At 69.7% G+C, this 21,848-nt stretch carries 19 protein-coding genes and 1 pseudogene; 12 read left to right on the forward strand and 8 right to left on the reverse strand.

Features of this window, described 5'->3' with window-relative positions; translation table 11 throughout:
* The first annotated feature begins 338 nt into the window (after positions 1-338).
* The 4 genes from ABNQ38_RS37690 (at position 339) to ABNQ38_RS37705 (ending at position 6,595) form a co-directional block, all read left to right on the forward strand.
* A complete protein-coding gene (locus tag ABNQ38_RS37690; RefSeq protein ID WP_377811551.1) occupies positions 339-2,315 on the forward strand; it encodes a hypothetical protein in 1,977 nt (658 codons plus the stop codon).
* Positions 2,316-2,498: 183 nt separating this feature from the next.
* Positions 2,499-3,134, forward strand: coding sequence for a LysE family translocator (locus ABNQ38_RS37695; protein ID WP_377811552.1), 636 nt, complete (start codon positions 2,499-2,501; stop codon positions 3,132-3,134).
* Positions 3,135-3,486: 352 nt separating this feature from the next.
* Complete coding sequence (locus ABNQ38_RS37700) at positions 3,487-5,565, forward strand: putative bifunctional diguanylate cyclase/phosphodiesterase (protein ID WP_377811553.1); 2,079 nt, start codon at positions 3,487-3,489, stop codon at positions 5,563-5,565.
* A gap of 100 nt (positions 5,566-5,665) precedes the next feature.
* Positions 5,666-6,595 carry a DMT family transporter gene (locus tag ABNQ38_RS37705; protein ID WP_377811554.1) on the forward strand — a complete coding sequence of 310 codons (930 nt, stop codon included), beginning with the start codon at positions 5,666-5,668 and terminating at the stop codon, positions 6,593-6,595.
* Here ABNQ38_RS37705 and ABNQ38_RS37710 read toward each other — a convergent pair.
* Positions 6,592-7,956 carry a nucleobase:cation symporter-2 family protein gene (locus ABNQ38_RS37710; protein ID WP_377811555.1) on the reverse strand — a complete coding sequence of 455 codons (1,365 nt, stop codon included), beginning with the start codon at positions 7,954-7,956 and terminating at the stop codon, positions 6,592-6,594. The genes ABNQ38_RS37705 and ABNQ38_RS37710 overlap by 4 nt on opposite strands.
* 268 nt (positions 7,957-8,224) lie before the next feature.
* Here ABNQ38_RS37710 and ABNQ38_RS37715 point away from each other — a divergent pair, with 268 nt between their 5' ends.
* Positions 8,225-8,563 carry an acyl carrier protein gene (locus tag ABNQ38_RS37715; protein ID WP_377811556.1) on the forward strand — a complete coding sequence of 113 codons (339 nt, stop codon included), beginning with the start codon at positions 8,225-8,227 and terminating at the stop codon, positions 8,561-8,563.
* A gap of 2 nt (positions 8,564-8,565) precedes the next feature.
* The gene (locus tag ABNQ38_RS37720) at positions 8,566-9,912 is read left to right on the forward strand and encodes a GH1 family beta-glucosidase (RefSeq protein WP_377811557.1); all 1,347 of its coding nucleotides are present in this window, start codon (positions 8,566-8,568) and stop codon (positions 9,910-9,912) included.
* Here ABNQ38_RS37720 and ABNQ38_RS37725 read toward each other — a convergent pair.
* From ABNQ38_RS37725 to ABNQ38_RS37755, 7 genes are all read right to left on the reverse strand, one after another.
* Entirely contained in the window at positions 9,909-10,508 is a 600-nt protein-coding gene (locus ABNQ38_RS37725; RefSeq protein WP_377811558.1) for a HutD family protein, read from the reverse strand. The two genes, ABNQ38_RS37720 and ABNQ38_RS37725, sit on opposite strands and share 4 nt — an antisense overlap.
* Before the next feature lie 58 nt (positions 10,509-10,566).
* Positions 10,567-11,268: a hypothetical protein gene (locus tag ABNQ38_RS37730; protein ID WP_377811559.1), complete on the reverse strand. Its 702-nt coding sequence runs from the start codon at positions 11,266-11,268 to the stop codon at positions 10,567-10,569.
* 222 nt (positions 11,269-11,490) lie between these two features.
* Positions 11,491-11,667, reverse strand: coding sequence for a hypothetical protein (locus ABNQ38_RS37735; protein WP_377811560.1), 177 nt, complete (start codon positions 11,665-11,667; stop codon positions 11,491-11,493).
* A 295-nt stretch (positions 11,668-11,962) separates the two neighbouring features.
* On the reverse strand, positions 11,963-13,021 hold the full coding sequence (locus ABNQ38_RS37740) for a YihY/virulence factor BrkB family protein (protein WP_377811561.1): 1,059 nt from the start codon (positions 13,019-13,021) through the stop codon (positions 11,963-11,965).
* 12 nt (positions 13,022-13,033) lie between these two features.
* Positions 13,034-13,861, reverse strand: a complete 828-nt coding sequence (locus ABNQ38_RS37745) for a DUF3618 domain-containing protein (protein WP_377811562.1) — start codon at positions 13,859-13,861, stop codon at positions 13,034-13,036.
* Positions 13,862-13,959: 98 nt separating this feature from the next.
* The gene (locus ABNQ38_RS37750; protein WP_377811563.1) at positions 13,960-14,625 is read right to left on the reverse strand and encodes a YjbE family putative metal transport protein; all 666 of its coding nucleotides are present in this window, start codon (positions 14,623-14,625) and stop codon (positions 13,960-13,962) included.
* Positions 14,626-14,822: 197 nt separating this feature from the next.
* Complete coding sequence (locus tag ABNQ38_RS37755) at positions 14,823-15,422, reverse strand: HupE/UreJ family protein (protein ID WP_377811564.1); 600 nt, start codon at positions 15,420-15,422, stop codon at positions 14,823-14,825.
* A gap of 288 nt (positions 15,423-15,710) precedes the next feature.
* Here ABNQ38_RS37755 and ABNQ38_RS37760 point away from each other — a divergent pair, with 288 nt between their 5' ends.
* The 6 genes and pseudogenes from ABNQ38_RS37760 to ABNQ38_RS37785 all read left to right on the forward strand — a co-directional run bounded on the left by ABNQ38_RS37760 (position 15,711) and on the right by ABNQ38_RS37785 (position 21,848).
* On the forward strand, positions 15,711-16,865 hold the full coding sequence (locus ABNQ38_RS37760; protein ID WP_377811565.1) for a nickel-dependent hydrogenase large subunit: 1,155 nt from the start codon (positions 15,711-15,713) through the stop codon (positions 16,863-16,865).
* 75 nt (positions 16,866-16,940) lie between these two features.
* The gene (gene hypB / locus ABNQ38_RS37765) at positions 16,941-17,912 is read left to right on the forward strand and encodes a hydrogenase nickel incorporation protein HypB (protein WP_377811566.1); all 972 of its coding nucleotides are present in this window, start codon (positions 16,941-16,943) and stop codon (positions 17,910-17,912) included.
* Between the two features lie 16 nt (positions 17,913-17,928).
* Positions 17,929-18,165 (forward strand): HypC/HybG/HupF family hydrogenase formation chaperone, encoded by a 237-nt coding sequence (locus tag ABNQ38_RS37770; RefSeq protein ID WP_377811567.1) that lies wholly within the window; start codon positions 17,929-17,931, stop codon positions 18,163-18,165.
* Between the two features lie 46 nt (positions 18,166-18,211).
* Positions 18,212-19,258 carry a hydrogenase expression/formation protein HypE gene (gene hypE / locus ABNQ38_RS37775; protein ID WP_377811568.1) on the forward strand — a complete coding sequence of 349 codons (1,047 nt, stop codon included), beginning with the start codon at positions 18,212-18,214 and terminating at the stop codon, positions 19,256-19,258.
* Positions 19,259-19,517: 259 nt separating this feature from the next.
* Positions 19,518-20,114: pseudogene (locus tag ABNQ38_RS37780) on the forward strand (sugar transferase); the annotation flags it as partial.
* A 306-nt stretch (positions 20,115-20,420) separates the two neighbouring features.
* On the forward strand, positions 20,421-21,848 hold the full coding sequence (locus tag ABNQ38_RS37785; protein ID WP_377811569.1) for a S41 family peptidase: 1,428 nt from the start codon (positions 20,421-20,423) through the stop codon (positions 21,846-21,848).

A 21,848-nucleotide genomic window follows, 5' to 3' on the forward strand; every position in this document is an offset into this window, starting at 1 on the left:
GCGAACGGTCCCTGTCCATGCTTCACTGGGCTATTCCGATCCCGCCGGACGGCCAGTGCGGGGTACTCCACCGCCGGAGCGGCAAGAATATGCAGGCGGAGTGCGGGTAACGGGTGACAAATCCGATATTGCCTGCATACGCTAGTCCTATCGGGGTACGCCGTCAGGCCTGTGTTATCCCGCGCCGCCGCCCGCCCCGTTCAATCTCCGAAGCAGCCATCGACGTGCTCCCTGGTCGTTCGCTCCCCGCTCCCGCTGCGGCTTCCCCGTCGCGATGGACCAGCCGGCTGCTGCTGTCCGTCTGCACCGTCCTCGCAACCGGATTTCCGGCTTTGGGCATGGCGCAGCCGGTGACGGAGTTGCCGCCCAAGCCCATCCATGCGGCGGAACTGATGGCGCCCGAGCGGCCGAAACCGCAGGGCCGGCCCCAGCCCGTCGCCGCCAAGCCGCCCGCCGCGCTTTCAAACGCGCTGAACGCCGATCCGCAGACCGCAGAGGCGAGAACCGCCGCCGCGAAAGCGGCCAAGGCCGCCAGGATGGCCGAAGCCAGGGCCGCCGACGAGCGGATCATGAGCAGCCGGGCTTCCGACAGCCGGCCGGCGGATGGGCAGACCGCCTGCGCCGACCATGAGCCGGCGAGCCAGCAGGTGCTCGACGCCCTGTTCGGCGGGGATGCCGCCTTCGCCGACCTGGCCCGCCGGTCGCCGGCCGAGGCGTTCCGCTGCTCCAGCCTGTTCCCCGGCGACGCGGCGCTGGTCGCCCTGCGCGACGCCGTTCCGCAGGCGCCCTTCGATGCGGTCGGAGCCGCCGACCAATTGAGCACCCGTCCCGGCGGCGAGGAGATCATCGCCCGCGCGCTCGACCTCGGGCTGCTGACCCGCTCGCTGGAGGGGGGCATGCCCTTCTACGAGACGCGGCACGAGCTGCGCAAACGCCTGCCGAAGACGGATCTCCGGGCCCTGGAAATCCATGCGGCCAAGGCATTGGCGGCCTCGCTGGCGCGCGATCCGGCGGGGATGGCGCCGAAGATCGGCGCGCTGCTCGACGACATGGTCGACGATCCGCCGGCCGACCGCTTCCGCATCACGATGGCGATGTCGTCGGAGGATCTGCTCGGGCTGATCGCGCGGATCGGGCCGCAGCTCTACACCTCCTCGCTCGACGGGCTGGTCAACATCCTGCGGATCCAGGTGAAGCTGGAGAAGCGCAGTTTCCTCGACCTCGCGCGCGAGGAGCGGACGCGGCCATTGTGGGCGGAGTTCTTCGTCGCGACGGTCGGCGGCGGACGGGCGGCGAGCCTGTTCGGCACCAACCCGGCCATCGCACGCGAGCTGATGCGCGAGAGCCTGCGGGCTCTGCTGCCGGTCGACGGCAAGCCGCCGGCGATCGACACCGCCGTCGTGATCGGAGCCCTGGCCGACGCCATGGATCTCGACAGCCCTCCCATCCGCGCCGCGCTCGAGGACGAGCTGGCCGCCCGCTACCGCGCCGCTGGCGACACGCCGGCAAAGACCGGCCTTCAGGAAGTTTCCGTACGGAACGGGACCGGCGACACGCCGGCCCGGAGCATGATCGGGTTGGCGGGCAGCCTGCACGCGGCACGGCTGTCCGGCCGGCCGGCCACCCCTGCCTTCGAGGCGGAACGCTTCCCCCAGAACCATCCGCTGGTCGCCCTGCCGGTGCTGAGCGGACAGCGCCTGTTCCGCAACGGCATCAACGTACAGCGGATGACCTTCTACGACGATCCCGACGGCCGGGCGTCCTTCCGCGGCTTCCTGCGCCAGCACCGCGCGCAGGGCTGGGCGCTGCACGCCCAGTCCGGCTTCGCCGTCGCCATCAGTCCGGAACGCCACGGACGCCGGATCATCATCGTCGCCGACATCCCCGGTGCCGGCGACGCCGGCCGTGCCGCCGCCTGGGACTGGATGGCGCGCGAGGGGCTGACCCCGTCCATCGTCATCCATCGCGGCCACAGCTATCACGAGGACGCCACCATGACGGAGATCGCGCCGGGCACGGCGCTGGTCTTCTGGGGCTCCTGCGGCGGACACACGCGCCTGCGCTCGACCCTGGAACGTGCCCCCGACGCGCTGGTTCTGGCGACCCAGAACATCGGCGTGTCGACGGTCAACGAGGCTCTGCTGGGCATCATGGAGGAGCGGCTGCTGGCCGACGGCGCCATCGACTGGAACGCCGTGTGGAAGGAGGCGCGCGGCCGCATCCGCGACCGCCGCTTCGCCTCCTACAAGCGGCCCGACCAGGATTCGGCGAACCTCGCCTTCCGTGCGTGGCAGGTCCAGACGGCGTCGCACTGAGCCGCATCGGAAATGCCGGTTGCGGAAATGCCGGTTGCCGAAAGCCGGTTGCGGAAAGCCGGTTCCGCAAGCATGGCTGTGTTTCGCCGCCGCCGCTTGCGGCGGAACCGGGCGCATGTTGCTGTGATGTGGCCGATTGTCGCTCCCTCCCCGGCATATCCCCTGGTATCGAGGTTTCCAGCCATGACGTGGCAGACGCTCGCCTTCTTCTTCGCCACCGCCTTCGTGATCTCGATGACGCCGGGCCCGAACATGCTGCTGGCGATGAGCCTCGGCCTGCGGTTCGGCGCACGCCGCGCCGCCTGGGGCGGGGCCGGCATGTGCGCGGCGCTGGCGGTGATGGCGGCGCTGTCGGCCTTCGGGCTGGGCGCCCTGCTCTCCACCTCCGTCCTCGCCTTCGAGATCGTGCGCTGGGCCGGTGTCGCCTATCTGACCTGGCTCGGGATCGCCGCATGGCGGGCGCCGGTCGACCAGCCGGGCGAGCGCGATGCCGCCGCCGCCGCATCGGGGGAGGGGACGCCCGTCCGCCTGTTCCTGCGCGGCACGCTGGTCGCCTTCAGCAACCCGAAGGCGCTGGTCTTCATGGGTGCGCTGTTCCCGCAATTCATCGACGCCGCCGCCCCGCTGGCGCCGCAGCTGGTGGCGCTGGTCGCCACCATGGTGGTGATCGAGTTCGGCTGGATCATGGCCTATGCCACCGGCGGCGACCGTCTGGCGGCGAAGCTGACCACGGTGTCGGCAGCCAAGTCGCTGAACCGCCTGACCGGCGGCCTGATGATCGGCGCCGGTGGCCTGCTGGCGCTCGCCCGCCGGGTCTGACCCGCCCGGCTCCTCCCGGAAAAGACCCCGAAAAAGAAAAAGGGCCGCGCAATCGCGCGGCCCTATAGTTTAGGGAGGAAACGCCCCGAGAATGGGCAAGGGCAGAATATGCTGCGGCGCACACGAACTGGTATTACCAATGCTGAATGGTAGCCATGCGCCACAGGAATAGCCCTATGCAGCAATATGCATTGTCAGCAATAGAGCACAGCCCCGGTTACAAAAATTTCACAGATCCGCCGCGTCCCGGTCATCGCCCGCCCCACTAATGCTGCGGTTCGCCGTTCCAGCCGAAAGGCTTAACCCCAGGCAGGGGCGGCGATGCGAAACACCCGGCCTTAGGAACGGTGCGATGGCGATCCCAGTCCTGCGCAGCCTGACGCTGAAGCAGGCGATTCACGCGGTCCTCGCCGCCTTCGTCATCGGCCTGACCATCACCGCGGCCGAGTTCGCCTGGACCGCCACGCGCGAGCGGGCGGCGGCGCTGGCGCAGGTCAAGGACGTGGTCGCTCTGGTCGAGGGACCGGCCGCCAGCGCCGCCTGGCTGATCGACGCGGAGCTGGCCGGACAGGTGTTGCAGGGCATGGTCCGCGCCAACGCCGCCTGGGCGGAAATCCGTCTCAGCGATGGCACCCTGCTGGCGCGCCGCGAACGCCCGCCCAAGCCGGCCGGCCTGCTGGAACGCGGGGCGACCGCCCTGCTGTTCGTCGACCGGCCGGTGGTGACGCACGAGCTGATGACCCCGACGAACGGATTGGCGAGCGGGCCGCGGGCCGCCGACGGCTCGCGGATCGGACAGCTGATCGTCGGCATCGACACCGGACGGGCGGCCTCCGGCTTCCTCACCTATGTTTCCGCGGCGCTGGTGGCGGGGACTCTGCGCAACCTGCTGATCGGGCTGGCGATGGCGGCGGTGTTTCATCGGCTGCTGACCCGCCCGCTGTTGCAGATCGGCCGCGCGGTGGCGCGGATCGACCCGGAAAAGCCCTATGGCCAGCCGCTGGCCGTGCCGCGCGGCCATGCCGACGACGAGCTTGGCTTCGTCATCGCCCGCTTCAACCAGACCCTGACCCTGCTGGAGCACGAGCATGACGAGCTGCGGCGGCTGGCGACGCGCTGCCCGCTGACCGGGCTGGCGAACCGGGCGCTGCTGCTCGACCGGCTGGACCACGCCATCGAGCTGGCGAACCGCGCGCGCGAACCGGATGCCGGCCGGCTGGCGGTGCTGTATGTCGACCTCGACCGCTTCAAGCGGGTGAACGACAGCCTGGGCCACGGCATCGGCGACCTGCTGCTCTGCCGGGTGGCGGAGCGGCTGGGCGCCAGCGTGCGCCGCTGCGACACCGTCGGCCGGCTGGGCGGCGACGAGTTCCTGGTGGTGCTGGAGCGCGTCGCCGACCGGGACGAGGCGGCGATGGTCGCGCAGCGGCTGCTCGACGGCCTGTCCTCCCTGCGCGAGGTGGGGGAACACCGCGTCCATCTCACCGCCAGCATCGGCGTGGCCGTCCATCCGGAAGCGGGGAATGGAGACGCGCCGGACGCCACCGGTCTGATGCGGATGGCCGATTCGGCGATGCAGGCGGCGAAGGCGGCCGGCGGCGACCGCTTCGTCTTCTACACCCGCGAAATGACCGACCGGGCGGAAACCCGGCTGCGGCTGGAATCAGGCCTGCGCGAGGCGGTGGCGTCGCGCGCCTTCGAGCTGGTCTATCAGCCGAAGATCGAGGCGGCGGGTGGCCGGCTGACCGGCTTCGAGGCGCTGATCCGTTGGCGGCACGAGGGGGCGGCGGTCTCTCCCGCCGATTTCATCCCGGTCGCCGAGGACACCGGCCTGATCATCGAGATCGGCCGCTGGGTGCTGGAAGAGGCCTGCCGCACCGCGACCCGCTGGGCGCTCGACCACGGCCCGGTGCCGGTGGCGGTCAACGTCTCGGCCCGCCAGCTCGCCGATCCCGGCTTCGCCCGGCTGGTCGAACAGGTGTTGCAGAGCCACGGCACGCCGCCCAACCTGCTGGAACTGGAGATCACCGAGACCGTCATCATGAAGGACGTGCGCCACCAACTGCCGACGCTGAACCGGCTGCGGGCGTTGGGGGTGCGCATCGCCATCGACGATTTCGGCACCGGCTATTCCTCGCTGGCCTATCTGCGCCAGCTGCCGGTCGATGTGCTGAAGATCGACCGCAGCTTCGTCAACGACCTGCCGCATGCCCCCGACATCGCCTCCACCGTCATCGCGCTCGCCCAGCGGCTTCTGCTGTCCACCGTGGCGGAGGGGGTGGAGACCGCCGAGCAGCGCCATTGGCTGGCCGAGGCCGGCTGCGACTGCCTGCAAGGCTTCCTGATCTCGCGCCCGCTGGCGGCCGAGGCGGCCGAGGCGATGGTGATGACCGCCTTCGCCCGGACCGAGCCGCTGCCGATGACGGCGTGAGGCCGGAGTTTCGGTCAATGCGCGGCGGAGATCCGGTCAAGACAGCCCTCAGCATGCCGGCTATGGTCGCCTCCCCGGGGCCAACCGACCGACAGGCATCATGACCGCCTCCTCCACCACTGCCACCCTGCCCGACCGCCGCACATCCAACCGCGCCACTTTGGTCGGCTTCATCGCCATCCTGCTGTGGGCGACGCTGGCCCCGCTGGCGACGCTGGCCGCCATGGTGCCGCCGTTCCAGCTGGTGGCGACCTCCTTCCTGCTGGCCTTCCTGGTCGGCAGTTGCTGGACCGCATCCCGCGGCGACAACCCCCTGCGCTATTTCCGCCAGCCGGTCGCGGCCTGGGCACTGGGCGTCGGCGGACTGTTCGGCTTCCACTTCCTCTACTTCATGGCCTTGCAGGCGGCGCCGCCGGTGGAGGCCAACCTGATCAACTATCTGTGGCCGCTGCTGATCGTGCTGTTCTCCGCCCTGCTGCCGGGGGAACGGCTGCGGGCGTGGCATGTCGGCGGCGCCGTCGCCGGGCTGGCGGGCACCGCGCTGCTGGTCGCGCGCGGCGGCACCGGTGGATTTTCCATCGATCCGGCGCATCTGCCGGGATATGCCGCGGCACTCGGCAGCGCCGTCACCTGGGCCGGCTATTCGGTGCTGCGCCGCCGGCTGGGCCAGATCGGCGAGGCGCCGACCGACGCGGTCAGCGCCTTCTGCCTCGTCACCGCGCTGCTGTCGCTGCTCTGCCATCTGGCGCTGGAGCGCACGGTGTGGCCGGACAGCGCCGCCAGCTGGGGAGCGATGCTTCTGCTCGGACTGGGACCGGTGGGCGCTGCCTTCTTCGTCTGGGATTACGGCGTGCGCCACGGCGACATCCGGGCGCTGGGGGCGCTGTCCTATCTGGCACCCCTGCTGTCCACCCTGCTGCTGGTCCTGTTCGGTCTTGCCGCCAATTCGGGCATCATCTGGGTGTCATGCGCCCTGATCGCCGGCGGATCGCTGCTCGCCAGCAAGGATCTGCTGGGGCGGAAGGCTTAAGCCTCCGCCCCCTGCGCAGCGGCCGCGACGTCGTGGCGGGCGCGGTCGGCGCTCGCCAGCCCATTGAAGTACCAGTTCAGCGCCACCGCCGTCAGAGTGCCGAGCAGGATGCCGCTGTGCAGAAGCGGCGACAGGAAGGCCGGCATCTGCGAGAAGAACTTGTCCGACACCAGCGGGATCAGCCCGACGCCGATGCTGACCGCCACGACGATCAGGTTCTCGCGCCGGCCGGCGAAATCGACCTGCGTCAGGATCTTCACGCCGGTCGCCGCCACCATGCCGAACATCACCAGCCCGGCCCCGCCCAGCACGAAGGCCGGCACCGACGCCACCACATGGGCCAGCTTCGGCAGCAACCCGAGCAGCAGCAGGATCAGCCCGCCCGCCGCGCAGACCCAGCGGCTGCGCACGCCCGTCACCCCGACCAGCCCGACATTCTGCGAGAAGGAGGTGTAGGGGAAGGTGTTGAAAACGCCGCCGATCAGCGTGCCCAGCCCGTCGGTGCGCAGGCCGCGGACCAGATCCTCGCGGCTCACCGGGCGGCCGACCATGTCGCCGACGGCCAGGAACATGCCGGTCGACTCGATCATCACCACGATCATCACCAGCGACATGGTCAGGATGGCGACCGGATCGAACACCGGCATGCCGAACTGGAAGGGCTGAACCAGCGCGACCCACGGCGCCTCCCCCAGCCCTTTGAAATCGACCATGCCCAGAACCATCGCCAGCACCATGCCGGCCACCAGCCCCAGCAGCACCGCAACGTTGCGGACGAAACCACGGCCATGCTTCATCAGCGCCAGGATCGTCAGCAGCACGAAGGCAGCGACGCCCAGGAAGGCCGGGTCGCCGAATCGCGGGTTGCCGACCCCGCCGCCGGCCCAGCCCACACCCACCCGCATCAGCGAGACGCCGATAATGGCGATCACGCTGCCGGTCACCACCGGCGGGAACAGCGGCAGCAGCCTGCCGACCAGCGGAGCGGCCAGGATGGCGAAGATGCCCGACCCGATCACCGCGCCGTAAATCCCCAGCAACCCCAGCGACGGGTTTGTCGCCATCGCCACCATCGGGCCGACGGCAGCGAAGGTGACGCCCATCATCACCGGCAACCGGATGCCGAATCGCCAGAACCCCACCGCCTGGATCAGCGTGACCACGCCGCAGGCGAACAGGTCGGCGTTGATCAGCATGGCGATCTGGTCCTTCGGCAGCTTCAGGGCGCCGCCGACGATCAGCGGCACCGCGATGGCCCCGGCATACATCACCAGCACATGCTGCAACCCCAGCGCCAGCAGCCGCCAGGGCGCCAGAACCTCGTCGACGGGATGGACATCGGGGGTGGCGGCGCTTTTCATGGCGGAAGCCTCGCTGTGCGATCGGTCGGCTTCGTTCTGCATGGGGCGTGCCGCACTGCGGATGGCGGCTTCCGGCCGCTTCCCCGCCCGCCGATGCACAGTGCTTGGGCAGATCCGCGGCGCCGCTGCCCGTACAGGTGGCAAAAGCCGCGCGGTTTATTGCCGCGCCCGGCTGGAGACCCCGACGGGGGCTGCGTTATTCTTTAACGATCCGTGCGTACAGTCGCTGCCGCATACCCCTTTCGCGCAACCGAAGCCGAGCGTCGCGATGAGCAAGTCGATCGAGGGTGTATCCAACTGGATGCACATGTTCCGTTGGATCGTGAAGCTGATCCGCGACGAGTATGGGGTCGATGAGGCTCTGCTGACCCGCAATGCGACGCTGGAAACCGACATCCAGCTGTCCATCGACCAGGTCGAGCAGGTGCTGGAATACATCTCCGAAAGCTTCACCATCCGCTTTCCCGACGGGACGCTGGACGAGCTGGTGAAGCTGGAGGAACTCTGCCTGCTGGCGAGCTGGATCAAGGGCTATTACAAGCGCCCCGAATTCATCTCCGACGCCTTCGAGGCCCGCTGCCGCAGCATCAACCAGATCGCAGCCTGACGATGACCGACCGGCCCCCCCCAAATCCGTCCACCCCGTACCCGCCGGGCTTCGTCTGGGGCGTTTCCACCTCCGCCTACCAGATCGAAGGAGCGGCTGCTGAGGACGGGCGCGGCGCCAGCATCTGGGACGTGCGCTGCCGCACCCAGGGCGGGGTGGTGAACGGCGACACCGGCGACGTCGCCTGCGACCACTACCACCGCATGCCGGAGGATGTGGCCCTGATGAAGGGGCTGGGCGTCGACGCCTACCGCTTCTCCATCTCCTGGCCGCGGGTGATGCCGCGCGGCAAGGGGGCGGTGAACGAGGCGGGGCTGGACTTCTACGACCGGCTGATCGACCGGCTTCTGGAGTCGGGCATCGAGCCCTGGCTGTGCCTCTACCATTGGGATTTGCCGCAGGCCTTGCAGGATCTGGGCGGCTGGTCGTCGCGCGACTGCGCCGGCTGGTACGCCGACTATGCGGCCCTCTGCGCCCGGCGCTACGGCGACCGGGTGAAGCGCTGGATCACCTTCAACGAATTCTCGGTCTTCACCCTGTTCGGCTACGCGATCCCCTGGGCGGCACCGGGAATCGTCGACCGGGCGCAGCATCTGCGCGCCATCCACCACGTCAACCTCGCCCATGGCGCCGGGGTGGACGTGCTGCGCGACATGGTGCCGGGCGCCTCCATCGGCGCCATACACAACCGGCAGGTCGTGATCCCGGAGACCGACACGCCGGAGAACCGCGCCGCCGCCGCCCTGCTGGACGAGCATTGGAATCTGGTTTTCTGCGACCCGCAGATCCTGGGCCACTACCCGCCGCAGACCGCCGCCGCCATCGAGTCCCATGTCCAGCCCGGCGACATGGCGCGCATCGCCCGGCCGGTGGACTGGTTCGGGCTGAACCATTACGGCCCGATCTTCGCCAAGGCCGATCCCGCCCGCACCTGGGGCTATGGCTGGGGCGACGCGCCGGCCGATTCGCCGACCCACGGCGTCGGCTGGGCGATCTTCCCCGACGCCTTCCGGGACGAGCTGCTGACCATCCAGCGCCGCTACCGCCTGCCCATCGTGGTGACGGAGAACGGTTGCGGCGGCAGCGACGCCGTCAGCCCGGACGGCAGGGTCCACGACCCGCACCGCATCAATTACCTGACCATCTACAACGCGGCGATGCGCGACGCGATGGCCCAGGGTGCCGATGTCCGCGGCTATTTCGTCTGGTCGCTGCTGGACAATTTCGAATGGGGCAACGGCTATGGACAACGCTTCGGCATCGTCCACGTCGATTTCCAGACTCTGGCCCGCACACGCAAGGACTCGGCGCACTGGTATGCGGAGCTGATCCGGACGGCGAAGTCCTAACGCCGCCACACCTCGGCACAGACACCCTCAGCCTCGCCCGGCGCCTCCACCAGCGCCGCCGCATCGCGCAGGAGCAGGCTGTGGCCGGCGGGAACCGTCAGCGCCTCGCCATCCTCCGGCGTCACCGTCAACGTGCCGGCAAGGGCGTGAACCAGCAGCACGTCGCCGGCAGCCTGGTGGGCGTTGGCCCGGTGCGCGGCGGAGCCGGCCAGCAGAGTCAACACGCCGGTCGCCGAGGCGCGGTCGAGCATCAAATTGACGTCGCGGATCAGCCCGGCGGTCGGCTCGCACCACACCGCGGCCTCGCCGGGAAAGGCGAAGGCGGGGTCCAGGCGGCGGCGCTCAGCCGGCGGCGCGCCATCGACCGACAGGCGCATGCCGTCACCCTCCACCACGGCGATCAGGCGGTCATAACCGGGAAAGGCGGAAAAGGGACCGGGTTCGACCACGTCGGCAATGCTGACGCGCCAGACGAAACGCCCATCGGGGCGGCCATCGGCGGAGGGTTCCACCGCCAGCTCGGTGGTGACGCCGCCGCCGTTCTTCCAGGGAACGCGGCGATGGTCGGCGGGGCTCAGGCGTGTGATGGACGGCAAAATCTTGCTCCGGAACGGATCGGCTCCGTTCCGTCATAGCACAACCGGCGGACCGCCTTCACACGAACAGGCTGAAGCTGCCCATCAGTTTCTGGGTGCCGGTCTGTCCGGTGGGGATGGAGTTCATGCTGCCGATGGCCTGGTTCAGACCGTCGAGCGTCGCCTGCTGGCCGGTGGTGAGTGCCTGCTGCCCGGTGTCGCCCTTGGCCGGCTGCTTGGCGACCGTGTCGAAATCCTGGCTGTAATTCCCCATGACCAGCTGCATGGCGTAATTCTTCGGGTCCTTGTCCGACTGGCCCTTGTCGCGGCTGACGCGCAGGGTGTAGTCGCCCTTGTCGACCGTCAGGTTGCCGGCCTGCAACTGCTTGAAGGCCTTGTAGTCGTCGCCGGCCTTCGGGTCGCTGTCGGCCACCACGCGGCCGAGCTTGTTCATCAGCTGGACGCGCAGGCCGTCGTCGCCGACCTGCCCCATGGTCATCTCGCCCTTCGAGGTGACCTTGAACTTGTAGAAATCGACCTTGTCGTTCGGCGCCAGCGTGCTGGCGACGTTCAGGCGGGTGGTGTTCTTCGCAAGCACGCCGATGTCGGTGGCGCCGCTCGTGGTAGTCAGCGCCGACTTCTTGACCGTCTTGGAATATTCCTTGACGTCGCCGACAGCCTGATTGCTTTGCGACTTCTTGATGGCCTCCACCGCGTTGTTGATCGACGCGTTGAGGCTGGAGACCATAGAGTTGACGCCTGAGAGAGCATCATCCGCCATGATTCGTCATCCTTCTTCCGATCCGACCATCGCGCCCGCCCCAACCCGGACCTCGGCGAGGAACTGCCAACAAGAGTGCGGCCGGCTGAGCCGCCACCCGGACACGTCTGCCCAAAGGGAGTATACGACAACAGCCGGCCGAACATAGGCAGGATTCGTGATTTTTTTGGTCGAAAGCTGGGATGCGGACCCTGCACGCCACGGTCGGCGGCCCGATCCGCATCAGGATCGCGACTTTTCTCCTTTTGCCGTATGCGGCTCGGCCAGGGCGGTGGCCGCAGCACCGATCAGCTTGGACGGCAGCAGGGCCGACTCGGAAGCGACCGGGACGGCGGCTTCGTCGGCGAGATGGCAATGGGGCGGCTGGGTGGGACCGGTGACGACATCGAAATCGAACATGACAACCTCTCTCGGCTGGTGATGAAGCCGCCCGGGTCGCCCGTCTTCGGATTTTTCAGGATGTGCAGCCCATCAAGGGCCGGGGATCACAAACACGAAAGCCGCCGCGGGTCGGTCCGGGCGGCTTCGGGAGTGAGCGACAGATGCGCGTTCCTAGGCCGCCGAACGAAACCAGCGGCCAAAATATCGGGAGCGTCCGCAGGACGCGATGGCGAGCATCTGTTGCATGACGGCGACCTTAGCGCGCGGCCGCCGGCTTGCCAAGAGGCTTTTGGGCCGGGAAGCGTCTCCGCGGCTAGCTTGCCTTCCGCTCTCCCACCGTGTCGGCGACATAGGCGTCGCGCTGGCCCAGCGGCCGGGCCGGACGGCCGTCGCGGTCGGTGGTGTCGCGGGCGGTCTGGTGCTCGATCTCCGCGTTCAGCTCCGCCCCCAACAGCACGACGTAGGAGGTCAGGTTGAACCACAGCAGCAGAACCACGACGGCGCCGACCGAGCCGTAGGTCTCGTTGTAGCTGCCGAAGTTCGACACATAGACGGAGAATCCGAGTGAGCCCAGCAGCCAGACGACGGTCGCCACCGCCGAGCCCCAGGTGACCCAGCGCCATTGCGGCTCCCTCCGGTCGGGGGCGTAGCGGTAGAAGACGGCCAGCGCCAGCATGATGGTCGCCGCCAGGATCGGCCAGCGCGCCAGGCTGGCGATCCAGCCGATGGGGGTATCCTGAAGCCCGATGATGTTGATGACGGCCGGGACGGCGACGATCAGCGCCATGGCGAGGATGATGAACAGCAGCCCGGCCACCGTCAGCCCCATCGACAGCGCCGCCAGCATGAGGAAACCGCGCGTCTCCTTCTCGCCATAGGCGATGTTCAGCGCCGACACCATCGAATTGGTCCCGCGCGAGGCGCTCCACAGCGTCAGCAGCAGGCCGAAGATCAGGCCGAAGCCCAGCCCCTGCGACGGGGCGGTCGCCACCTTGCGCGCCTGGTCGCTGACGATGCTGAGGGCTTCGGGCGGCAGCAGGCTGCCCAGCTGGTTCAGCTGGCTCTCGATCGTCGCCGGGTCGGCGACGAGGCCGTAGATCGACACCAGTGCCGCGATGGCTGGGAAGATGGCGAGCAGGGCATAATAGGCGACGCCGGCGGCCAGCATCGACACATTGTCCTTGCTCTGCTCGTCCCACACCCGCAGCAGGATGTCCTTCCAGCCCTTCTTTGGGATCTCCGACGGGCTGTCCGCCGACCGGCCCCGGCGGTCGCCGTCATTGGAGGCGCGCCCGCCGCCATGCTGCGCGCCGTGCTGCCGATTCATGCGGTTGCGGTGTTCGTAATAATGTCGGCGGCTCAGCCCCAGCATCCCCCGTCCTCCTCAGACCACGGCTTCGCGGAGCGCGCCGACCCGGTGCCGCGCGGTTTCCAGGGCATGGAACTGGGCGCCGATGGCGACCTGGAGATGGTCGTCCGGCGCATCGCGCAGGGCATCGCGGAACAGGGCCAGCGTGCCGTCCAGCCCGCCTTCCAGCCGGGCCAGCAGGTCGCCGCGGGCACCCGGCCCGCCGGCTCCGGCCATCACGCTGCGGGCGTTGGCCTGCGCCAGCCCGTGCATCGGCGACCAGACGCGCCCACCGTCGCCGGCGGTCTCGATCCAGCCGCCGCCCTGGCGCAGTTCGGCGTCGAGCGCCACGGCGCTGCGGTCGAGCTGGTCGGCCAGTTCCTGCAGGCGGCCGGACAGCGACGGGTCGGCGATGGTCATGTCGGCGCGGCGGAAGGCCTCCGCCCCGTCGCGGCAGGCGCCGGTCAGGTCGGTCAGCAGATGCCGGCTGCGCGGGTCGAGCTGCCGGCCGCCGGGGGCGTAATCGTCGAATTCGGTGGTTGATTCCGGCGTGCGGGCGACGGCCACGGCGAGCCAGAGGGCGCCGACACCCATCAGCGCCACTGGGATCGGGTTGGCGCGCACGGCGCGGGCGATGCGGCCGGACAGTCCGTCGCCGCCGCCCTGGATCACGTCGCGTACCACCTGCACCACGCCGCCGGACATCTGGCCGGGCGACAGGCGGAACTCGATCTCGTCGATCACCGAATCCATGCGGGCGCGGATCGACTGGATCTCGTGCTCGATGTCTTCCGGCCGGCGGCCCTGGGTGGCTGTCGTCTCGGGAGGAGCGGCGGACGGAATGGCGTCGTTCTGATGGGTCATGCCGGGCGTCTCCTGTGGGGGCTGCCGGCTTGCAACACAATCGAAAGCCGATTGTTCCGGCCCCTCCCGCTTCGCCTCCTGGCGATCACCCCATAAGGTCAGCCGATGATCTGGGCGAAGGCCATCACCTCGATGCTGCCCTGCCAGATCATGCGGACGGCGACATAGACGATGACCAGAAGGCCCAGATAGGCGATCCAGTGGAAGCGGTTCAGCAACCGCGCGATAACGCTGGCCGCCGCCCCCATCAGTGCCACTGACAGCAGAAGCCCGATGGCCAGCACCCAAAGATGCTCGCGCGCCGCACCGGCCACCGCCAGCACATTGTCGAGCGACATAGAGACATCGGCGACGATCACCTCCCAGATGGCGGTGCGCACCGACTTGCCGCCGCCGGCCGGGACCGAAGCCCCGCCATCGCCAGCATCATCGCCGTCCCCGTCCCCGTCGGCAACCAGCGCCGCGGCCTGGACCTCCTCGCGCTGACTGCGCAGTTCGCGGAGCAGCTTCCAGCACACCCACAGCAGCAGCAGACCGCCGGCCAGCGTCAGTCCGATGATGTCCATCACCTTCGTCGCCGCCAGCGCGAAGCCGATGCGCAGCACCACCGCGGCGGCGATGCCCCAGAAGATCACGCGGGCCCGCTTTTCCCGCGCCACCCCGGCGGCGGCCATGCCGACGACGATGGCGTTGTCGCCGGCAAGCACGAGGTCGATGAAGACCACCTGGCCAAGGGCGATCAGTTCGGGAATCAGCGAGTCCACGGGCGGTCCGTCGATTGTCGGTGGAGGGGAGGCGGGCGGGGAAGAGCCGCCCTATAGCGCGTGAGCGCGCGGCGGCGCAACATCGCCACCCGGCCAGGGTAGAAAATGCCGCGGAGCCCGGAACGCCGAAGGGCCGGACGGTTTCCCGCCCGGCCCTTCCTCATGGGCAAGCCATCCCGGGCGAACCGTGGCGGCGCTCAGGCCAGGGCCACCAGGGCCACGCCGCTCAGGCCGATGGCCGCACCCAGCCCGCGCAGGGCCAGCGCGCCCTTGCCGCCGCGGACGATGCCGCGTAGCGACAGGGCGGCGCCGACGCCGGCGCCATGCAGGAGCGCGGTGGCGAGCGCGAAACCCAGGCCGTAGAGCAGCGGCTGTGCCGCCTCCGGCATCTCGGCGCCATGGGCATGGCCGTGGAACAGGGCGAAGGCCGAAACCACGACCAGCGAGACCGGCAGCGACAGGCGCGACTGCGCGGCGATCAGCGCGCCCAGCACGATCACCGACCCGGCGATCCCCAGCTCCACCGCCGGCAGTTCGATGCCGGTCATGCCCAGCAGGCCGCCGCCGATCATGGCGGTGACGAAGGCCGCCGGCAGCGCCCACAGGGCGGCACCGCCGCGCTGCGCCGCCCACAGACCGACCGCCACCATCGCCAGCAGATGGTCCCAGCCGCCGATCGGATGCAGGAAGCCGTGGGCGAAACCGGCGTCATGGACGCCGAAGGTGTGGGCGTCGGCGACCGCGGGCAGCACCAGCCCGGCCAGCAGGACGGCCGAGGCGAGAGGGAAACGTTTCATGGACCAGCATCCTCTGATGTCGTGTCGCGCCCATCGGATCATGCCGTCCCGGCTTTCCCGCCCGACGCAGGGGAAACCGGACGGTGTGGCGCGGTTGGGGCGAAGTGTAGCAGAAAGCGCCGGCCCGGCCATGGCCGAGACAGCGCTACACCCCCGCCTGATCTACGTATTTTGACGCAGGTCAATGAGTTGCACCCCCGATCCGTCAGGATGCGATCCGTTAACCCCCGGCAGATGCCGCCCCAGGAACCTTCAATGTCCACCCCCACACTTCCCGGAGAAGGTTCGGTGTCCGTCCGGCTGTGGCTGGACGGCGGTCCGGAGGGCATGACCATCCGCCGGGCCGAGGTCGCCACCCGCCGCCCGTGCGCCGTCGCCGCCCTGGTCGGCCGCAGGGCGGAGGAGGCGGCGCGGCTGGCGCCCCTGCTGTTCAGCCTGTGCGGCAGCGCCCAGGGGTTGGCCGTCGCCCGCGCCTGCGAGGCGGCACTTGGTATCGACGCGGGCGCCCATGACGCGGCGCGCAGCCTGCTGACCGATGCGGAGGCGCTGGACAGCCATGGCTGGCAGGCGGTGGTCGAGTGGCCGGCGCGCCTGGGGGCGACGCCGCGGCCGGCAGCCCTGCGCGAGCTTCGGACCGCGGTGTCCGCCGTCCTGCCGGCGCTCTATCCGGCCAAGGACGGGCTGCGCCCCGGCGGCGGCGTGCTGCGGCCGGACAGCGCGGCCCTGCGCAGCGCGCTGGACCGGATGGCCGGCTGGCTGGAGGCGACGGTCTTCGCCGGCCCGCCGCCGTGGGATGCCGATGAACTGGCCGGCTGGGCGGCGCGCGGCGGCACGGACGCGGCGCTGCTGGCCGCCCGGCTGCTGTCGCCGAATCTGGCCGGCTGGGGGGCCTGCGGCTTGCCGCTGCTCGGCGAACGGTCGCCCGGCTGGTTCGCAGCGGCGCTGGCGGGCGATCCGGGGTTCGCCGCCGCCCCCCGCCGCAACGGTGCCCCGGCCCTGACCGGCCCGCTGGAGCGGCAGGCGGAGCACCCGCTGGTCGTCTCGGTGACGGAGCGCTTCGGCGACGGGCTGGCCCGGCTGTTCGCGGCGCGGCTCGCCGATCTGGCAGAGCTGCCGCGGCGGATGGAAGCGGCCGTCGCCGCGCTTCGACCGGCCGATCCGGTTGCCGCCGCTCCCACAAACTCCACTGCGGGCGAAGGCTGCGGCGTGGCGGAGACGGCGCGCGGGCGGCTGGCCCACTGGCTGCGGCTGGACGGGGACAGCCGGCTGGCCGATGCCCGGATGGTGGCGCCGACCGACTGGAACTTCGCCGCCGACGGCCCGCTGGCGCGTGGCCTTACCGGAGCGGCGGTGCGCGACCGCGACGATGCGGTGGAGCGGGTGCGGCTGCTGGTCGCGATGCTGGATCCCTGCGTCGCCTGCGGCATAGACGTACACGAATGACGAGCGCTTGCCGAAGCCCGCGGGCAAGTCGATGATGGCGGGCGTCTTGCGGATGGAAGAGTGGGAGAGCGCGTGATGTGCACGGTTTGCGGATGCGGCGAAGGCGAGACCCGGATTGACGGCAAGGCCACCGATGCCGGGCATGAGCACGTCGGCCCCGACGGCAAAATCTACCGCCACCGCCATGGCGAAGCGCACCACCATGCCCACCATCACCATGACGACACCCACGAGCATGTCGCCCCCGACGGCACGGTGTTCCGCCACAGCCATAACGAGCATCATCATGGTCATGACCACCATCGCCCCGACCGGCTGGACGTCATCGACGGCGGCGCCGCGCTGAACCAGCCGCGGCTGATCACCATCGAGCGCGACATCCTGGCGAAGAACGACGGGCTGGCCGCCGTCAACCGCCGCCGCTTCGCCGACCGCGGCGTGTTCGTGCTGAACCTGATGTCCAGCCCCGGCTCGGGCAAGACAACCCTGCTGACCCGCAGCCTGACCGACCTGAAAGGCCGCTTCCCCGTCGCGGTGATCGAGGGCGACCAGCAGACCAGCTTCGACGCCGACCGCATCCGCGCCACCGGCACCCCGGCGGTGCAGGTCAACACCGGCAAGGGCTGCCACCTCGACGCCTCGATGGTGGCGCAGGCCGCCGACAAGCTGGCGGCCGACGGCCAGTTCGCCGAAGACGGCGTGCTGTTCGTCGAGAATGTCGGCAACCTGGTCTGCCCCGCCGGCTTCGACCTTGGCGAGACCCACCGTGTCGTCGTGCTGTCGGTGACGGAGGGCGAGGACAAGCCGCTGAAATACCCGGACATGTTCGTCCGCGCCGACCTGCTGGTCGTCAACAAGATCGACCTGCTGCCCCACCTGACCTTCGATGTGGAGCGGATGATTGGCTACGCCCAGCGCCTGAACCCGTCGCTGGCGGTGATCCAGCTGTCGGCCACCACCGGCCAGGGGCTGGAGGAATGGTACGACTGGATCGCCGACGGGCTGGCCGAGGCCCGCGCGTCTCATACTGCCGCCACAGACGTCTGACCGGAGGATCGCCGCCATGTGCCTTGCCGTCCCCGCCCTGGTCACCGCCCTGCTGCCCGACGACCGCGCCACCGTCAGCCTGGGCGGCGTCACCTCCACCTGCTCGCTGGAACTGGTGGAGGGCGTCGCCGTCGGCGACTACGTGATCGTCCATGTCGGCTACGCCCTGTCCCGCCTGGACGCGGAAGAGGCCGAGCGAACGCTCGCTCTCTTGGCCGAAGTCGCCCAAGTCGAAGCAGAAGCCGCGGCCTGACGCCCCCTCCCTTCCCCCACGCCCGCCGACCATCCGGACCCCCGCCATGACCGATCGCCGCCTCTTCACCCGCAAGCTCGACATCGCCCGCGGGGCGGTGGACATGACCCATGGGTCGGGCGGCAAGGCGATGGCGCAGCTGGTGCGCGAGCTGTTCGCCGCCGCTTTCGCCAACCCCTGGCTCGACCAGGGCAACGATCAGGCCGCCTTCGACGTGCCGGGCGGGCGCATGGTGATGACGACGGACGGCTTCGTCGTCTCGCCGCTGTTCTTCCCTGGCGGCGACATCGGGTCGCTGGCCGTCCATGGCACGGTGAACGACGTCGCCATGGCGGGTGCGGTGCCGCTGCACCTGACCGCCGGCTTCATCATCGAAGAAGGCTTCCCGCTCGCCGACCTGAAGCGGGTGGTCGACAGCATGGCCGCCGCGGCGCGCGAGGCCGGGGTCGCCATCGTGTCGGGCGACACCAAGGTGGTGGAGCGCGGCAAGGGCGACGGTATCTTCATCACCACCACCGGCATCGGCATGGTGCCGCCCGGCGTCGCCCCGTCGGGCGACCGGGCGCGGCCGGGCGACGCGATCCTGGTCAGCGGCACCATGGGCGACCATGGCGTCGCCATCATGTCGACCCGCGACAATCTGGGCTTCGAGACGGCGATCCTGTCCGACAGCGCCGCGCTGAACGGGCTGGTCGCGGCGATGGTGGCGGCGGTGCCCGACGTGCATGTGCTGCGCGACCCCACCCGCGGCGGGCTGGCGACGACGCTCAACGAGATCGCCCACCAGTCCGGCGTCGGCATGCGGCTGCGCGAATCCGACATCCCGGTGCGGGCGCAGGTGACGGCGGCCTGCGAATTGTTGGGGCTCGACCCGCTTTACGCCGCCAACGAGGGTAAGCTGATCGCGATCTGCACCGGGGAGGAGTGCGACCGCCTGCTCTCCGTCATGCGCGATCACCCGCTGGGACGGGATGCCGCCTGCATCGGACGTGTGGTGGAAGACCCCCACCGCTTCGTTCAGATGGAGACCCGCTTCGGTGGCCGCCGGATCGTGGATTGGCTGACCGGAGAACAGCTTCCCCGTATCTGCTGATACGTACCGGCGGGCTAACCCGCTGTTTCCAAAGAAGCGGCCCCATTGGCGGGACCCCTTTCGCGCGCTGGCCGTTGCCTCTCTCGGATGGTCCTATGCTCTGACCAGAGACGTTCAGCGACGAGAGATTACAATGGCGTTGTCCAACATCGCTCTTTTGGGCGCTCCCCGTCTGGACCCCGGCCGGATGGCCGGGACCCGGTCGGCGATGCAGGCGATGGACCGGCTTCCCGGTTGCCCTCCCTTGCACAGGCACCGCGTCAAGCGCGCCTTCGACATCGTCGGCGCGCTGGGGCTGCTCGCCGTTTTCGGACCGTTGATGGTGGTGCTGGCCTGGATGGTGGCGCGCGACGGCGGCCCGGCGGTGTTCGGCCACCGGCGCATCGGCGCCGACGGGCGTTCCTTCACCTGCCTGAAGTTCCGCTCCATGGTGGTCAATTCCGCCGAGGTGCTGGAACGGCTGCTCGCCACCGACGAGGAGGCGCGCGCCGAATGGCTGGCGACGCGCAAGCTGCGCAACGACCCGCGCATCACCCCGGTCGGCCGTTTCCTGCGCAAATCGAGCCTGGACGAGCTGCCGCAGCTGGTCAACGTGCTGCGCGGAGACATGAGCCTGGTCGGCCCGCGTCCGATCATCGACGACGAGGTGTCCTACTATCACGCCTGCTTCCCCTTCTACACCCGCTGCCGCCCCGGCCTGACCGGGCTGTGGCAGGTCAGCGGCCGCAGCGACGTCGATTACGTGCGCCGCGTCCAGCTCGACACCGCCTATGTCGTCGGCTGGAATTTCTGGGCCGACATCGGCATCATGCTGCGCACCGTGCGCGTCGTGGTGAAGGGCAGCGGCGCCTACTGAGCGCCTCTCCTCAGGTCTGGCAGCGCCACACCCTCCGTCCACCCCCTCCGAAAGCACTCATCCGTTCACGCCGGTCGCGCGTCCCATCGGGGCGCGCGACATCGCTGTTCGTGCATCCTATGTCAGGACTCCGCTCCATCGTGCGGTTCGGCCGTTCCACCCCCGGCATGCCCTCTTGCCGAAATCGGGTGGACTTTGAGAATGGGCGGACGACGTGCTAGGGTCGGGGCAACCGGCGAAACCCTGGTATAGTGAACGATGCGTGCAAGACCGCCGGCCGGATCGGCCAGTCAAGAGGGTCCAAGGATGGCGAAGCTGCTGGCTGCCCTGCTGCTGATGATGGTGGCGATCGGGCCCGCCTGCGCCGTGGCGCCCACCAGCCGTGCCGACACCGTCGCGGCGCTCGACCGCTACCGTACGGACTTCGCAAAAATCCGCGGCTACGGGTCGCTGTCCACCGCCGACCGCAATTACGTCCTCTTTTCCGACGCCATGCGCCGCGTTTTGACGGAGCATGTGAAGCCCTTCGATCCGCAGGTGCTGATCGACAAGGCGGAAGACGGGCTGAAGAAGAAGAAGGCGGAGAACCCGAAGGCCAGCGACCGGCTGCTGACCGAAGCGGCGCTGGACAGCATGCTGGGGGGGCTCGATCCCTATTCCAGCTTCCTCGACGCCGAGCGCTACCGCTATCTGCGCGAACAGACGCAGGGCGAGTTCGGCGGGCTCGGCATCGAAGTGACGATGGACGAGGAAAGCGGCCTGATCAAGGTCGTCTCCCCCATCGACGGCTCGCCCGCCGCCCGCGCCGGCCTGCGCAGCGGCGACCTGATCGCCCGCATCGACGACGTGGCGGTGAAGGGGCTGAACCTGCACGACGCCGTCGCCCGCATGCGCGGCCCGGTCGGCAGCTCGGTCGCCCTGTCGATCCGCCGCCCGCCGGCGACCGATGCCAACACCCGCGTCTCGCTGACCCGCGCCATCGTGAAGATCCAGCCGGTGCGCTACCGGCTGGAGGGTAACGTCGCCTATGTCCGCATCGCCACCTTCAACCAGTCGACCTCCTCGGCGCTGGACGCGGCGATCGAGGACATGCGACGGCAGACGAAGGGACGGCTGACCGGCGCCGTCATCGACCTGCGCAACAACCCCGGCGGCCTGCTGGAGCAGGCGGTGCAGGTGGCCGACCGCTTCCTGGAGACGGTGGACATCGTGTCGGTCCGCGGCCGGGATCCCGAAGAATCCCGCACCTACCGCGGCACCGCCGGCGACCTGATGGCCGGGCTGCCGGTGGTGGTGCTGATCAACAGCGGGTCGGCCTCGGCGTCGGAGATCGTGGCCGGCGCCCTGCAGGACCATCACCGGGCGCTGCTGTTCGGCTCCCGCTCCTACGGCAAGGGGTCGGTGCAGACGATTTCCTCGCTCAGTGCCGACACCGGCATCCGGCTGACCACCGCCCGCTACTACCGCCCGTCGGGCGCGCTGGTGGACTGCTTCGGCGTCTCGCCGAACCTGGAGGTCAAGCCGACCCACGGCAGCACCGAGGAAACCCACCCCGACCCGGCGACCTGCGACCCCAACGCCCCGGTCCCGCCGAAGCCGCAGGTGTGGATGGCGCCGGACATGTGCCCCGACGTGATGGACAAGGCGCCCAAGCCCGACGACGACCGCCCGCTGGAATGCGCCGTCTCCGCCATCCGCAACCGCCTGACCGGGACGCTGGCCGGCGGGGAGTGA

The organism is Azospirillum sp. A29 (genome assembly GCF_042604625.1).
Lineage (GTDB): Bacteria > Pseudomonadota > Alphaproteobacteria > Azospirillales > Azospirillaceae > Azospirillum > Azospirillum palustre.

Bases quoted from the DNA above. Each gene is read 5' to 3' on its own strand.
- ABNQ38_RS37785 (WP_377811569.1), top strand. From the start codon at position 20,421: ATGGCGAAGCTGCTGGCTGCCCTGCTGCTGATGATGGTGGCGATCGGG.
- ABNQ38_RS37710 (WP_377811555.1), bottom strand. From the start codon at position 7,956: ATGAAAAGCGCCGCCACCCCCGATGTCCATCCCGTCGACGAGGTTCTG.
- hypE (WP_377811568.1), top strand. From the start codon at position 18,212: ATGACCGATCGCCGCCTCTTCACCCGCAAGCTCGACATCGCCCGCGGG.
- ABNQ38_RS37705 (WP_377811554.1), top strand. From the start codon at position 5,666: ATGACCGCCTCCTCCACCACTGCCACCCTGCCCGACCGCCGCACATCC.
- ABNQ38_RS37740 (WP_377811561.1), bottom strand. From the start codon at position 13,021: ATGCTGGGGCTGAGCCGCCGACATTATTACGAACACCGCAACCGCATG.
- ABNQ38_RS37715 (WP_377811556.1), top strand. From the start codon at position 8,225: ATGAGCAAGTCGATCGAGGGTGTATCCAACTGGATGCACATGTTCCGT.
- ABNQ38_RS37735 (WP_377811560.1), bottom strand. From the start codon at position 11,667: ATGTTCGATTTCGATGTCGTCACCGGTCCCACCCAGCCGCCCCATTGC.
- ABNQ38_RS37690 (WP_377811551.1), top strand. From the start codon at position 339: ATGGCGCAGCCGGTGACGGAGTTGCCGCCCAAGCCCATCCATGCGGCG.
- ABNQ38_RS37745 (WP_377811562.1), bottom strand. From the start codon at position 13,861: ATGACCCATCAGAACGACGCCATTCCGTCCGCCGCTCCTCCCGAGACG.
- ABNQ38_RS37720 (WP_377811557.1), top strand. From the start codon at position 8,566: ATGACCGACCGGCCCCCCCCAAATCCGTCCACCCCGTACCCGCCGGGC.
- ABNQ38_RS37730 (WP_377811559.1), bottom strand. From the start codon at position 11,268: ATGGCGGATGATGCTCTCTCAGGCGTCAACTCTATGGTCTCCAGCCTC.
- ABNQ38_RS37770 (WP_377811567.1), top strand. From the start codon at position 17,929: ATGTGCCTTGCCGTCCCCGCCCTGGTCACCGCCCTGCTGCCCGACGAC.
- ABNQ38_RS37700 (WP_377811553.1), top strand. From the start codon at position 3,487: ATGGCGATCCCAGTCCTGCGCAGCCTGACGCTGAAGCAGGCGATTCAC.
- hypB (WP_377811566.1), top strand. From the start codon at position 16,941: ATGTGCACGGTTTGCGGATGCGGCGAAGGCGAGACCCGGATTGACGGC.
- ABNQ38_RS37755 (WP_377811564.1), bottom strand. From the start codon at position 15,422: ATGAAACGTTTCCCTCTCGCCTCGGCCGTCCTGCTGGCCGGGCTGGTG.
- ABNQ38_RS37695 (WP_377811552.1), top strand. From the start codon at position 2,499: ATGACGTGGCAGACGCTCGCCTTCTTCTTCGCCACCGCCTTCGTGATC.